This is a genomic window from Erwinia tracheiphila, assembly GCF_021365465.1.
GTDB classification, from domain to species: domain Bacteria; phylum Pseudomonadota; class Gammaproteobacteria; order Enterobacterales; family Enterobacteriaceae; genus Erwinia; species Erwinia tracheiphila.
This window is the reverse complement of the sequence record NZ_CP089932.1, coordinates 4,688,397-4,702,137: the sequence shown is the minus strand read 5'-3', so window position 1 is coordinate 4,702,137 and position 13,741 is coordinate 4,688,397. Positions and strand designations below refer to the sequence as shown.

The window sequence follows — 13,741 nt, the reverse complement described above, 5'->3', positions numbered from 1 at the left end:
GTCGCGCTCAACATCGCTTTATCCATGCTGGCTACCCATCATCAACCCGCTCCGTAAATTTACTTACGCAGATAGAGATCCTTCATGTAATAAAAACCCAGAGTGGACGGGGCATATCCTCCAACCTGAGGTTTAACCATCCGATTTTGTACGCTGTAAAATACCGGTATAACGGGAGCATCGCTGGAGATGATATTACTGGCCTGCTGATAATATTTCGCTGCTTCTTTTGACGTGGAAGCCAGCCCCGCGGCCTTAACGGCAGCATCAAAGGCGGGACTGCGGTAAAAAGCCGTATTCTGACTGTCTCCGCTGCGGAAGGTGTTCAGGAAGGTGGACGGCTCGTTGTAATCCCCTGCCCATAAGTAGCGCACCATATCAAACTGTCCCTGGTGCATGGTATCCAGCAAGGTCTTCCACTCCTGATTTTGCAGGTTAACCTGAGCACCAAGCGTTTTTTTCCACATTGACGCAGCCGCAATAGCCAGCCGTCGATTGTCCTCAGACGCATTGTAAAGCAGACTGAATTGCAAAGGATGTGAAGACGAATAACCCGCCGCCTGCAATAATGCCTGTGCTTTAGCCACTCTTTTTTCCTGTGTCCAGGTTGCCCACTCAGGTGGTGTCAGGGCTGTCTCGCCCATGGAAAGCGGTAAAACCGTCCATGCCGGTTGCTGTCCTTTGCCAAGTACTTTGTTCGCAATGACGCCTTTATCAAGAGCCAGATCCAACGCCTGACGTACGCGGGCATCGTTGAAGGGCGCACGACGGTTGTTAATCTCATAATAAAACACGCCGAGTATCGGTGAGACTTTAACCTCCGACGGTCTTTCTTTTTTCATTCGCGGAAAATCAATGGCGCTGATTGTGTCGGTAAGATTAATTTCGCCCGCAAGATAGCGATTCAATTCGGCCGTACTGTCACTCAGTGGTAAATAGGTCGCCTTGTTGATCACCGTGTCAGCATTATTCCAGTAGCGGCCATTACGGCTCACCACAATCTTCTCATTGACTACCCACTGTTCCAGTTTGTAAGGTCCGCTGCTGACCATGTGCCCGGGCCTTGTCCAGCTGTCACCATATTGTTCAAGGTTATGTTCACTGACCGGAAATAAAGAAGGATGTGCGACAAACTGAAGAAAATAGGAAACGGGCTGTTCGAGGGTAACCTTTACCGTGCGGTCGTCCGGGGCAGTGATACCTAATTGGTCAGGTGCCAGTTTTCCTTGCATAACCTGGACGGCATTTTTGATGTGGGCATAATCAGCAAAAGAAGCGTAAGGCGACGCCGTTTTTGGATCCGCCAGCCGCCGCCAGCTGAAGACCACGTCCCGAGCGGTCAACGGGCTGCCATCGGACCAGGTCAAACCAGAACGCAGATGAAAAGTCCAGGTCACATTATCTGAGGTTTCCCAGGACGCCGCCAACGCAGGCCTGGGTTGCCCACCAGCATCGATACTGACCAGGCCTTCAAACAGATCGTTGATAATATTGAACGCTTCGTTGCTCTCCGCACGTTGAACATCCAGCGTTGCCGGCTCCGTGCCATTCCCTCTGACGATTTCCTGCACAGGTGCCAGAGCTGTACCAGTTGGCACCCTGGCCGCATCCGCTTCAACGCTTATCTGCAACACCACCAGCAGGCAGGTTGCAGTCCGAAAAGATACTCCCATATTCGTTGTTTTCATGGCGTTTCCTTTTAAGGTAAATAAGGCATTAAGCGCAGTAAGACGTCACCGGAGGAAAACAATGCAAATGATGCGCCAGAGGGAAACACACCACGCGATACAGGATTTGAAGAAAAGGATGGTGCTGAAAAGACCATTTTGGTGCCACGCCTGCTTCAATCAGGTGCATATCAGGAGAGATGAAATCCGTGGATTATTTAAGCTTTTCTGTATCCGCTGATGCTCAGATCACCCGCGAGAACTGCTGAATACGGACATGCTCACGCAGATAGAGATCAAAACACATGCAGATATTGCGCACCAGCATCCGCCCCTTATTCGTCACACGCAGACCCTTTTCATCGCATTCCACCAGCCCATCGCTGATAAACGGAGTCAGCAGGGCCAGATCCTCCGCGAAATAATCGGTAAAACGCCGCGTGGCCGTTTCATAATCAGCGAAATTTAACGAGAAGTTACAGATCAACGTCTTAATCACATCACGACGCAGGCAATCATCGTGCGTCAGTTCAAGCCCGCGCCACAGCGCGGTTTGCTGCTGTGTCAGCTCTGCATACCAGTTTTTTAAGACTTTGTGATTCTGCGCATAGCTGTCACCTATCATGCTAATGGCAGAAACGCCCATTCCCAGCAGATCGTTAGCGTCATGAGTTGTATAGCCCTGAAAATTACGATGTAGCCGCCCCTGTCGCTGGGCGATAGCCAGCTCATCACCGGGCAAGGCGAAATGATCCATACCGATAAACTGATAGCCTGCTTGTGCAAGTGTCGCGACAGACTGCTGCAAAATAGCCATTTTCTGCCCGGCATCCGGCAATTCTTCACTTTTGATTTTACGCTGGGCCGCAAACAAATTTGGCATATGTGCGTAGTTAAATACGCTGAGTCGGTCGGGAACCTGCGCAATCACTTTTTTCAGCGTCAACGCAAAACTTTCCGGCGTTTGCATCGGCAATCCATAAATCAGATCCAGATTGACAGAAACAAAACCCAGCCTTTTGGCATGCGCAATAAGATCAACGATCGTCGCTTCATCCTGAACACGATTGACCTTTTTCTGCACGTCCTTGTTAAAATCCTGTACCCCCATGCTCAAACGATTAAAACCCGCCGCCCACAGGTGATCCAGCATATCCAGTTCGATCTCTCTGGGATCAATTTCAATGGATAACTCCGCCCCTTCACTAAAGGTGAAGTGCTGACGTAACAGAGCGATCAGTCGGGTAATTTGCCTTTTGTTCAGCCAGGTCGGCGTGCCTCCGCCCCAGTGCATTTGGGTAACAATGCGGTGACTAAACAGCCGGGCGCGGGATGCAATTTCCACGGCAAGCGCTGCAATATAATCATCTGCTTTGTGCCGCTGACGGGTCACCAGTTTGTTACAGCCGCAGAAGTAGCATAATCGATGGCAGAATGGGATATGAATGTAGAGCGACAGTGGCCTGTCAGGATAACGCTGGCTTGCCTGTACAAATGCCGTCTCGTCATAATCCTCGTGAAACTCCAGTGCAGTAGGATATGAAGTGTAGCGAGGCCCCGAGATATTGTATTTCTGGAGCAGCGCCCGACCCCATTCCATCCTCTTTATCACAGTGTTTACTCCTTCCTCGAAGGCTGGGTTTAGACCGTCGGTTATGATAAAGCGGGTCAGGTGACGGATGAACGGTTGTCCTGCGCAGCCGATTTTTCAGCCCGGACAGACGCTGTATTTTAACCAGCATCCATACCAAGCCGCAGAGCAAAAAAAGCAGATAAATTGATCCAAGCCAATTCATCAGCAGAGAACCCTCGCTGTAAGCAAGGCCCTGCGTTGGTTACCGATCAGCTTGCCCGTCAGCAGCGTCAGTTCCCACCTTTCAGCAGGCGGTACATATTTTCTTCCGCTTTTTCATCATCCACGTTATCATCGAGGGCAATGCCCAGCTTTTCCATCAACACATCAATGCGATCAAGCGTTTGGTCGACCCAGGCCTGATCTTCTGCTTTCAGGGTTTCACCGTTTTCCAGTCGATCCAACAACGCATCCAGACGCTCATCATTTTCCAGCGCGGCCAGCTCTTCTTCTGGCGTCAGATGAGCAACTTTTTTTTCAACCTCGGGTCTGGTTGATTTTGCCATTTTTTTCACTGGCTGAACATCCTTGCCAAGGTAGATCGGTTTTTTGCTACCAATGCGAGGATCTTTTTCTTTGGCGACCTGGCTGCTTTTCTTTTCAGCAGCGGCCGGATTTGTGCGGCTACCAGACGTATTGCCACGTTGCCTTTTTTCACGTTTACGATCGCGTGCTTCGCTGTTGATTTGATCGTGCGTTTTACGTTTTGTTGCCGGTTTTTTGCCGTGGGGCGCACGTGCAGGTTGATTCATTGTTTCTGTTCTCAGACTTTTTATCTTCACTATAAAATGCGGCATCAACGGGTTTACAAGTTGATTACCAAAAGGGGGAAACGCAATCCGAATGGCACTTTCTGAAATAACGCCAAACCAACCCTGATGATTAACCGGGCTGCGTGACACCGATCATAGCATTGATTCAGCATGGCAAAAGGGGCCGGAGCAGAAAATCACCCAATATAATCTCCAATATGCTACCCGTGCTGAAAAAAGCAAAATCTCTGTTGAAAAAGGCACAAGAAACACGCTGAGTGCGTGAGACAGGAAAGCCCGAAAGCAGCGACTAATTTGGAAACCACATTGTTAAAGGGCGTTATGCTTATCTGGCTGCCCTTTAATAAAAATCACTTTTACGGCAATAAAATAATTGAGCCGTTTAATGACAAAGGATTATCAGTCCGGCCTTATCAAAAATGGTGTGGGCAGCAGTAATAAACAGTTTTACAGAGGTCTGAAGCACAGACTTTCAGCTGCTCAACAAAAATTAACTCTAAGCATGCTCCAGTAAAATGCGGAAGACCTATTTTTTGCAGACTGGAAACAGCCCCCAGAGCTGAAATAAACCCCACGTTATCTGTATTAGTCGCGACGAGATCTGACACCGGACCCTGAAAGATTGAGAGTTACCGGTTTTGATATGGGTGTCGAATTTTTATACAAAACACGAGGTCACCCTCATACTCACAATCCCATCATCAAACACAAAGCCGGCCTGCTCAATCTCGCCGAATAACCCGGTAACGTCTCAACAGCCTGCAAGAGCACGGGCGTGTCACGCGACACCTTCTACCGTTATCAGGAACTGGCTGCTGAAGGCGGCATTGACGCGCTGGTTAACCAGAGCCGTCGGGGTCCCAACCTGACGAACCGCGCCGACGAAGCCACTGAACGCGCGGTTGTTGAATATGCCGTTGAGTTCCCGGCCCCCGGGCAGCACCGGACCAGTGATGAGCTGCGTAAAAAAGGCGTGTTTACCTCCGGCAGCGGCGTGCGCGCCATATGGCAGCGACACGACCTGGAGAGCTTCCGTAAACGCCTGAAGGCGCCAGAGGAAAAGCTCGCCAGAGAAGGTATCGTGCTTACCGGTGCCCCAATCGCCGCGCTGGAGAAAAAGGCGCATGATGATGAGGCCAGCGGCGAAATCGAGACCGCTCACCCGGGCTATCCCGGGTCGCAGGACACCTTCTGTGCTGGCAATCTGAAAGGGTGTGGGCCGTATCTGCCCGCAGACGTTCGTGGATACGTACCCGAAAGTGGCACACTGCAAGCGGTATACGAGTAAAACGCCGAACACTGCCGCCGACTGCCGTTCTGTGAGGCTCAGGGCCTGCCGGTGCTGAGAAGACTGACCGACAGGGGAACGGAGTACTGTGGTAAGGTGGAGCAGCATGATTACCAGCTTTATCTGTCCATCAACGATATCGCCCATACAAAAACGAAGGCGATGTCCCCACAGACCAACGGCATCTGCGGGCGCTTCCATAAAACGATTTTGCAGGACTTTTATCAGGTTACGTTCCGCAAGAAGTCATATGGGGAGCGGGAGAGCCTGCAAATGGATCCGGACAACGGGTTGTGGCATGACAATAATGAGCGGACTCATCAGGGGAAAATGTGCGGCGGGCGAACGCCAGTGGCCAGGTTACCTGATGGAAAACGTGTCTGTGCAGAAAAGGATCTGAACCGGATGTAATCTGACAGACACCTGTATAAATAACCGGTAACGGTCAGATCAGGTCTGAGCGGGTACACAGCGTAGGCGACACGTCAGCGTCGTACATCTCGTTAAACGTGGCAATAATTTCCCGTGTAATCATGCCGTTGGCGTACAGGGGCAAAATCTGGCTGTCCATCTGCGTGATCCGCGTCTGGTTTTTCTTTATCAGCTGAAAAGTGTTTTCGCGGTCATGTGGGTCTGAATTTCAATCTCACCATTATCACTGAGCAAGAGTAGCCATTGCGCGTACCGGAGCCTGTTTTGGGCGCATTCTTCTCGTGTCCGGTGTGGTCAGTCAGTTCAGCATTAAGGGCAGTTTCAACGGTGAGCCTGGTGAGCATACGGGAAAACGGGTTAAGTTCGGCTTCGGTTTTCAGTCCCTTAGCCAGTTCAGCCGAGAGGGCTTTAAGTTTCTTTTCGTCCATAATTTGCCTGCCTCCTTTAGCGGAGTGAAGATATCAAAAACAGGCAGGTACACAATTTAAATTACAGTCTCTTTGCAGCCGTCAGGCTACCCTATTCAATAAACCATCGTTGCTTCATCGGTAAATGCCTCTCGTCAGTTAAAGGAGACTCTGATATTACCTGTTGAAATAATTAATAAAATATGAATATCACCAGATGCTTACCTTTGATATCCCGATACACGTAATGCACCAGTGAAAACAACGACTGCTGCTAGCATTTCAGGAACATGCCCTCCCGTATAAGCGTGAGCTTTCCCGGACGGGCACTCAGTGCCAGCCTCTCCTTTATCTCCATCATTCATTCTCCTCAGACTCCCCCGCGGGAACGCGGGGGAGAATAAAAACCATAATTAAAAATAAAAACTAAAGGTTAAATACTAAAAACCCTGACGACATATAGCACTCCCGTACTCGTACTTTGTATTACTCCAGTACGTTGAGCCCTCTTTCAGGTCTACGAGATATGCAGTGTCGTCGTCTATCATCTCCGCCGACCAGTTGTATGTACCGCTGAAACCAGCGCTACTGTAATTTGAAAGATTCCCCCACTCGTTCCACAAAGCACCCGTGCCACGTTCCCTCGTTGGGATGTAATATGATGACATGTTCATCTGCGCCACCGTCGGCTGGCTGTAACCCGACCGCGATGAGCAGTACGTGTTCGCGTCGGACCAGTTCATTGTGGTCGACCCATTATTTATGAACCAGCTCTTAAGCGTGAAACTGTACCTAATGATTTTCCCCTGACCGCTGGCCGGGGTACCGGTGATGGTCACCTTACTGCCCGTACCTGCTCCGGTGAACTTCACCACGCCGTCCGTCACCGAGACCCAGCTGGCGTCGGATTTCCAGGTATAGTCCGATGCCGAACCGGTCGTTAAATTCAGAGTAAAGGTTGCGCCTGTGAACCCCGAGGTCGGGAATCCAGCGTCTTTCGCGAATGTGTAGCCATTTACGGTAACATCCTTCAGGTCGATGGTCGCCGTGATGGCATACGCCTCAGACTGTTGTGTCGCACTCCAGCCGCCTAACTTCAGGAAGGCCTTCAGGTCCGTACCCGCGTTGGTGGCCGTGTAGGTGCTGGTGTAGGTCCCGTCACCGTTGTCCTTCCAGCTGCTGCCGCTCTTCAGCGTCGCGTTCTGCACGGTCACCGCATCCGCCGCCAGCGAGGATGTCGCCCCGGTAACCGCATTGCCCTGTGCGTCCTTCAACGTCACCGTCACCGCCATGTCCGCACCGGACACATAGGTGCTGGCATCGGTTTTAATGGCCGACTTCGCCTGGTCCGGCGTGGTCGCCGTCAGCGTCACCGTAGCGCTCAGGCTGCCCATGTCCGTCCCATTATAATTCGGCACCACTGTGTATTTGGCTGCCGTGACGCCCTTCAGGGTCGCTGTATATACCCCTTTTTCACTACTTTCCGCGATGGCGCTTTCGGTGATGATGCCGCTGGCCGGTGTCTTACCACCACTGTCTTTTACCGTGAACGTCAGGCTGTCCTTCAGCGCCGTAAGGGCGTTACCCTGCGCGTCCTTCGCAACCAGCGTCAGCGTGGAGGTGGCCGTGTTGTCAGCCACAATGGTCTCAGGACTCGCCGAGAACTGCGACTGTCCTGCATCAGGCGTGACGCTGCTGATGGTCACCCCGGCCGGAGACAATGTGATACCGCTCACAGACGGCGTCAGAGTCACTATCTCCACGTCCGTGCCCGCCGTCACCGTGACGGTGTAGACACCCGTGGATTTTCGCGCCAGCGCCGATACCGTGGCGCTTTTCAGGGCACGGCTGTTCAGACTGATGTCCTTCACGTCAATATCCACCGGCTGCTTATTCCCGTTCCGCAGCGTCAGGGTCAGCACCTGCGTGCTCTTCCCGTCCGCCGGCAGCACGCTGCTCACCGGGGTGAGCGTGGAGGTCTGTTTGTTCACCTTCGGTGCCTGCACTGTCACCTGGGTGTCGCTCCGGTCAGAGCGGTTACCCTTCGTGTCCACCGCAACGCCGCTGACGGTGTAGGTGTTTACCGCCTGCGTCGTAGTTTGGTACGCCGGGAGCACCACCGCATAATCCGCACCGTTCTGCACGATTTTACCGCCGGCCACGTTCAGGGCCGCCGCATCCCAGTCGATACGCTCAAAACCGTATTTACTGGTTACTGACACATCCAGGGATTTCTGCTCCCCGGCGTAGCCCGTTACCAGGTCTGCCGTCTTCAGCCGGATGGTGTCCTTTTTGCGGTATTCCAGCACGATATTGTTGTTACGCTCCACCAGGTCATATCGGCTGCCCGTGAGGGTTCGCATGGCCGCCACCGCATCCGGGTTAACTTGACTACGCCACGGCCCCCCGAGCTGGTAGTTCATGTCCACGTTGAGCCGCGAGTCGCTTTTGCCTGACTGGCCCTGACGCTGCTCCGCACCTAGGGTAATCAGCGGCACCGGGGTATAGTTAATCCCGGCGGTGATGGCGTGCGGGTTCTTCTGGCGGTTATCCACCTCGAACAGGGCTACTTCCTTCCCGTAGTACTGCTCATCCGTCAGCCTGCCGCCCAGCTGCGGCAGCGACGGTACCCAGGCCTGCGCCCGGATGTCCCAGCCGTTAGCCGGACGCTCCTGGTAGTCAGCAAGGTCTGGGGAGTCCTTCCAGCCCGTCAGGCGGTAGTAGCCGTTGACGCCCAGCTTCAGGAAATCACGCCAGTACTCCAGACCGGCCCCCATACGCGCGTGATCCCGGGACAGGTCGTAGTCCCCGAACAGGTTCCCGCCCAGCATGTAGCCGGGCATAAAGTGACGCAGACCGGCACCAAGGTTGGCCTGGGTCCGGCCGTCAGTACGGTGCAGGCTGCCCTGCGTGAATGCCAGGTTATCGTCCTGGTCATACAGGGGCATCAGCAGGTCAAACTGAGAGTTTTTCAGGGAAAAGTTTTTATCCGCACCCAGCTGCACGCGGGCGGTGCCGAAGTGGCTCAACCACTGCTGAAGGTACCCCCCCGGCTTCGCCGGTGGCCATGCCCCGGGCCATGGACACTGCAGCATCACTTTTTGCGCTGCCGGCCAGGAAGCTCCCGGCCTGTGTGGCATACCCGGCCACCTTCAGTGCCTGCTCATCGCCCACTTCAGCGGAAGAAGGCCTGTCGGAGGCGGTGGCATCTGACGCGGTTTTATTATCCTTTACCGTCATCAGCGGCACGTCGACGTCATCCCCGGGGCGCAGGCCGTTCAGCCCGTGGGCGAAAGCGCGCAGCTGATTGAGTTCGCGCAGCTGGTCAAGGGTGAGGTGGAATTTTTTTGCAACGGAAGCGGCGGTCTCGCCAGCACCCAAGGTGTAGGCCTGCGTGCGCTGCGCGGACAGCGGCGCAGGGTGCCGCAGGAAATGCTGTTCGCCGGCCCCGGCCATCGCCGGGGTGAAGGCTATCGCGAGCGCAAAGGCCGCCTGTACGGCGATGTTGAGCCAGGTCAGACGGCGCAGCCCCGGTGAAAAAGCCGCGTCCGCAGGCGGATGCGAAAAGTGTGAGCGTTTCATTTGAATTGATTCCGGCACTAAATACAAAGATGAATAATCATTTTTTCTCCCCGTCTGGCATATCGTGGCAGCCAGAGCCCGGAGATGATTAATTCAGGAAAATAACTGGATTATAGAGTCCCCCCGACGGGGGTATTCCGTGAACTGAAGCCGGGAATCAGCCGCTTCTCCGGCAGAAGATGACGGGGCAGCCTGATGTTCTTCATGGCTGTCAAAGGCTTCAGCCTCCTCAAACCAGGCCTCTTCCATTTCAACGTGGTCGATGACGTCAAACCAGATATCCTGGTCTTCCGGATTTGAACTACTCCGGGATATATTGTTTGATGGGGTGGGCGTGGGGGGACAGATGGCATATAGTTCCATCCTTGATCCGTAACTGACTGTTAAAACCCCCTTATCTATCATCATCAAAAAAAATTTTCTGTCAGAAAACGACATTATTTCTGTAGAGTGCCTGAATAGTAAGCGTCTAAAGCGCCCACCTATGGCCGTGCGCTTGCTTTGCTCAAACGTGAAGGCCGATGCCCGTATGACGTTGAACACCGACAGATTAAGTACCGGAATAACATCATTGAATGTGATCATGGAAAGCTAAAAAGGATAATCGGCACCACGCCAGGATTTAAATCCATGAAGACGGCTTACGCCACAATTAAAGGTATTGAGGTGATGCATGCACTACGCAAAGGCCAGGCCTCAGCATTTTATTGTGGTGATCCCCTTGGCGAGATGCGTCTGGTGAGTAGAGTCTTTGAAAGATAAAATCTTTTAATAACACCAAAGGCTACCTAATCGTGAACTTTGCAGCAGTGCCCCTGAAAGCAGGTACAAGCATCAGCGCCGTTGCCCGCCAGTTTGGAACCTCTCGACAAATCATCATGCGCCTGCGTGACGATGGCTGATTGTGAGGACGATAGCGTTGCCAGGCACCTGACGCTGCAACTGGCACCAGTCAGGGGTGAGATATACTGGGAACATCCCGATCATCAGATGAACAGCCGACTGGTGGAACTCGATGACAAACATCAGTGCTGAAGTACAGCACCCGGGCTGGTGATGAAATGAGAAATATGGAAAAAGCGGGTCACCTGGCAAGGTGTGCTCTTATAGACCTGCTGACTGCCCGGGAAGATGGACTGGTGGAGTCGGCGTCGCAGGAAAACCTGTTTATTACTCAGTGGCTTGCGCAGGTGAAAAAACAGCGCCGCTTTTCATGCGACGTGGCCACCGATGTTGACTGGATACTCAATCAGGGCCGTACGCTCGGCGTTCGTGCGCGACTGCGCCATAAGCTGGATTATCTCTGGCGGAGCTGTACCGGTGAACTGTCCGAGCAGAACGACCTTTTTCGCCTGACCTATGCGCTGGAGCTGGCGAAGCAGTACGACCGGGTGTATCACGTCCTCAGCGACAGTGAGTGGCGCGGTCGACGTCAGATTCAGCCTTCGCCATCGGTAAACAGCATCTGTCTGCTGAAAAGCGCGCTGGATATCGGTTTTAATGATGACGGGACGCAGGTGCTACCGGTGCTGGCGAGAATTGGCGGCCGCGCCTGAGGGGCTTAATGCGCTGCTGAAAAGCTGTGGCTGGGAGGCCGTCAGTAACGACGATCACTGGAAACTGGTGACAATCAGCGCTGGTTGACCAGTAAAGAATGGGTCGCCAGCAGGTAACCCGGTAGTGTCAGTGGGTGATGCGCCGCAGATCTTCTTCAGTCAGACCTGTCATGTCCATCACTGTATTGCGGTCGATGCCGCTCTGCAGCATCGTGCGGGCAATTTTCAGGGTCGCTTCGCGCTCGCCTTCAGAGCGTCCTTTCTCGATGCCGCGCTGTTCGCCAAGCTGGATACCTTCTTCACGGGCCTTCTGTTCCAGGCGTTGTGCAATAGTCATTAAACTAGATTCACCTTATATAAGGTGCGAAAATTTTCACTGATACATTGTTGATTTGAAACAAAAATAATTTCATTAAATATTAATATATATCACCTATATAGAAATGTAAAATTTAAAGGAGATAATATGAAAAAATACAGCGTTAATTCTTTTGTTTTTGAAAGTGGAGAAAGGTTTTGCGGTCGTGACGCAGACTTGCTGATCACGTATGCTTTGCGCTTTGGATGTAACATATGGCTGACCTGCTCCCCGTTGATTAATACAGCGCGATGTTAGTAATGTCTTCATAAGTCACATGAGGACATCCCCATGAAGAAGCGATTTTCCGACGAACAGATCATCAGTATTCTCCGCGAGGCCGAAGCCGGGGTTTCGGCCCGGGAACTCTGCCGCAAGCATGCTATTTCAGACGCTACCTTCTACACCGGGCGCAAGAAGTTTGGCGGCATGGAAGTCCCCGAAGTGAAGCGGCTCAAGTCACTTGAAGAGGAGAACGCCCGCCTCAAGAAGCTGCTCGCTGAAGCCATGCTGGATAAGGAGGCGCTTAAGGTGGCTCTGGGCCGAAAGTTCTGACGACAGACCAGAAGCGGGAAGCCGTGGAAGTCATGTGTGAGATAACGGGTCTGTCGCAACGTCGTGCCTGCAGGCTGGCCGGTCTGTCCCTTTCAACCTGCCGTTATTCGGTTCAGCGTCCGGCTGCTGACGCGCAACTATCTCTGCGTATCACAGAGCTGGCACTTGAACGTCGCCGATTTGGTTACCGGCGTATCTGGCAGTTATTGCGTCGGGAGGGCCTTCACGTCAACCACAAGAGGGTTTACCGCATCTATCACCTTAACGGTCTGGGTGTAAAACGCAGGCGACGCCGTAAGGGTCTGGCGACTGAGCGGCTTCCGCTTCTCCGCCCGGATGCGCCGAACCTGACATGGTCGATGGATTTTGTCATGGATGCACTTGCCAGCGGCCGCCGGATTAAGTGCCTGACCTGCGTGGATGATTTCACGAAGGAGTGTCTGACGATCACCGCCGCTTTCGGTATTTCAGGCGTTCAGGTCGCACGTATTCTGGACGGCCTCGCGCTGTTTCGCGGCTATCCGGCAACGATAAGAACCGATCAGGGCCCGGAATTTACCTGCTGTGCGCTCGAACAGTGGGCTTTTGAGCATGGTGTAGAACTGCGACTTATCCAGCCGGGTAAGCCAACACAGAACGGATTTATTGAGAGTTTTAACGGACGCTTTCGGGATGAATGCCTGAATGAGCACTGGTTCAGCGATATTCTTCATGCCCGGAAAATCATTAATGACTGGCGGCAGGATTATAACGAGTCCAGACCTCATTCATCGCTGAATTACCAGACGCCGCTTGAATTTGCAGCATGCTGGCGAAACGGGAAACATGAAGAAAAACCAACCGACATTACTAACTGAAGGTTGTATCTAATACTGGGGGCAGGTCAGCTGGATTGTTTAACAATAATCCAAGCTTGATTGCATGGTCGAAGAGTTGCTTCATGTAGAGCAGGGCATCATTTGAAATTGTTGGCCTTCCGCTATCTGTAATTTTTTGCAGGATAGAGCGAACATCGAGGGGGTTAACTTTCACCAAAGCAAGTCTACCTATAGTAGGGGCAATATCTTTCCGGTAAACCCGTTCAGGTATGTGAGGATGTTTTAATCGTTTAACGAGGTCTTTGTGCCAGTCTTCAAACAGTCCATCTACTGTGGTCAGTTGCTTAGGGCTATTGAGTTTTCTCTCAGAAATAGGATCATCCCCTGTGGCGACTTTTCTTCGGGTATCTTCAGCGAGACTACGTGCTTCGGACAGGGACAGGAGAGATACCTTACCAAGAGTAATTTCTCGTCTCTGGAGTGGATTGTATATCGAAGCATCCAGTATGCCTCACCTTTTGGTGGGACTTTCAGATACAGGCCTCGCCCATCTCCAAACTTCCCAGCCTCTCCTGCTTTGATGAGAGCCTGAACCGTCCTGACTGTAAGTGATGCCATATACCTATCCTGATGAAAAATCGTTGTGGGGGGTATATGGTTATAAACTGGCAG

Annotated in this window: 7 protein-coding genes and 6 pseudogenes; 4 read left to right on the top strand and 9 right to left on the bottom strand. The window is 52.6% G+C overall.

Going from position 1 to position 13,741, the window contains the following annotated elements:
• Nucleotides 1-59: 59 nt before the first annotated feature.
• The 3 genes from LU633_RS24340 to yihI form a co-directional block, all read right to left on the bottom strand.
• Nucleotides 60-1,688 (bottom strand): ABC transporter substrate-binding protein, encoded by a 1,629-nt coding sequence (locus LU633_RS24340; protein WP_016191343.1) that lies wholly within the window; start codon nt 1,686-1,688, stop codon nt 60-62.
• Nucleotides 1,689-1,911: 223 nt separating this feature from the next.
• Nucleotides 1,912-3,267 (bottom strand): oxygen-independent coproporphyrinogen III oxidase, encoded by a 1,356-nt coding sequence (gene hemN, locus LU633_RS24335; RefSeq protein WP_016191342.1) that lies wholly within the window; start codon nt 3,265-3,267, stop codon nt 1,912-1,914.
• 263 nt (nt 3,268-3,530) lie between these two features.
• Nucleotides 3,531-4,052, bottom strand: coding sequence for a Der GTPase-activating protein YihI (gene yihI / locus LU633_RS24330; RefSeq protein WP_016191341.1), 522 nt, complete (start codon nt 4,050-4,052; stop codon nt 3,531-3,533).
• 664 nt (nt 4,053-4,716) lie between these two features.
• Here yihI and LU633_RS24325 point away from each other — a divergent pair.
• Nucleotides 4,717-5,772: pseudogene (locus LU633_RS24325) on the top strand (helix-turn-helix domain-containing protein).
• Between the two features lie 49 nt (nt 5,773-5,821).
• Here LU633_RS24325 and LU633_RS24320 read toward each other — a convergent pair.
• The 3 genes and pseudogenes from LU633_RS24320 to LU633_RS24305 form a co-directional block, all read right to left on the bottom strand.
• Nucleotides 5,822-6,221: pseudogene (locus LU633_RS24320) on the bottom strand (transposase); the annotation flags it as partial.
• 419 nt (nt 6,222-6,640) lie between these two features.
• A pseudogene (locus LU633_RS24315) lies at nt 6,641-9,782 on the bottom strand (inverse autotransporter beta domain-containing protein).
• 93 nt (nt 9,783-9,875) lie between these two features.
• Nucleotides 9,876-10,145 (bottom strand): hypothetical protein, encoded by a 270-nt coding sequence (locus tag LU633_RS24305; protein WP_046372134.1) that lies wholly within the window; start codon nt 10,143-10,145, stop codon nt 9,876-9,878.
• Nucleotides 10,146-10,253: 108 nt separating this feature from the next.
• On the opposite strand from LU633_RS24305, the pseudogene LU633_RS24300 reads away from it, so the two are divergent.
• Nucleotides 10,254-10,544: pseudogene (locus tag LU633_RS24300) on the top strand (DDE-type integrase/transposase/recombinase); the annotation flags it as partial.
• 299 nt (nt 10,545-10,843) lie between these two features.
• Nucleotides 10,844-11,338, top strand: a complete 495-nt coding sequence (locus tag LU633_RS24295; RefSeq protein ID WP_232426872.1) for a DUF2913 family protein — start codon at nt 10,844-10,846, stop codon at nt 11,336-11,338.
• 127 nt (nt 11,339-11,465) lie between these two features.
• On the opposite strand, the pseudogene LU633_RS24290 reads toward LU633_RS24295, so the two are convergent.
• Nucleotides 11,466-11,681, bottom strand: a pseudogene (locus LU633_RS24290) (ISNCY family transposase); the annotation flags it as partial.
• 306 nt (nt 11,682-11,987) lie between these two features.
• Between LU633_RS24290 and LU633_RS24285 the strand changes: the two are divergent.
• Nucleotides 11,988-13,108 (top strand): IS3 family transposase gene (locus tag LU633_RS24285; RefSeq protein WP_152664232.1). Its coding sequence is split into 2 segments (ribosomal slippage): nt 11,988-12,246 and nt 12,246-13,108, totalling 1,122 coding nucleotides; the frame shifts between segments, so codons are not numbered across the junction.
• Here LU633_RS24285 and LU633_RS26380 read toward each other — a convergent pair.
• Both LU633_RS26380 and LU633_RS26375 read right to left on the bottom strand, forming a co-directional pair.
• Complete coding sequence (locus LU633_RS26380; RefSeq protein WP_407647049.1) at nt 13,101-13,340, bottom strand: phage integrase central domain-containing protein; 240 nt, start codon at nt 13,338-13,340, stop codon at nt 13,101-13,103. The genes LU633_RS24285 and LU633_RS26380 overlap by 8 nt on opposite strands.
• A 147-nt stretch (nt 13,341-13,487) precedes the next feature.
• A pseudogene (locus tag LU633_RS26375) lies at nt 13,488-13,687 on the bottom strand (Arm DNA-binding domain-containing protein); the annotation flags it as partial.
• Nucleotides 13,688-13,741 lie beyond the last annotated feature (54 nt).

What these genes read in the sequence shown, in the direction of transcription:
- LU633_RS24340 (WP_016191343.1), bottom strand. Translation starts at nt 1,688, where the DNA reads ATGAAAACAACGAATATGGGAGTATCTTTTCGGACTGCAACCTGCCTG.
- hemN (WP_016191342.1), bottom strand. Translation starts at nt 3,267, where the DNA reads ATGGAATGGGGTCGGGCGCTGCTCCAGAAATACAATATCTCGGGGCCT.
- yihI (WP_016191341.1), bottom strand. Translation starts at nt 4,052, where the DNA reads ATGAATCAACCTGCACGTGCGCCCCACGGCAAAAAACCGGCAACAAAA.
- LU633_RS24305 (WP_046372134.1), bottom strand. Translation starts at nt 10,145, where the DNA reads ATGGAACTATATGCCATCTGTCCCCCCACGCCCACCCCATCAAACAAT.
- LU633_RS24295 (WP_232426872.1), top strand. Translation starts at nt 10,844, where the DNA reads ATGAGAAATATGGAAAAAGCGGGTCACCTGGCAAGGTGTGCTCTTATA.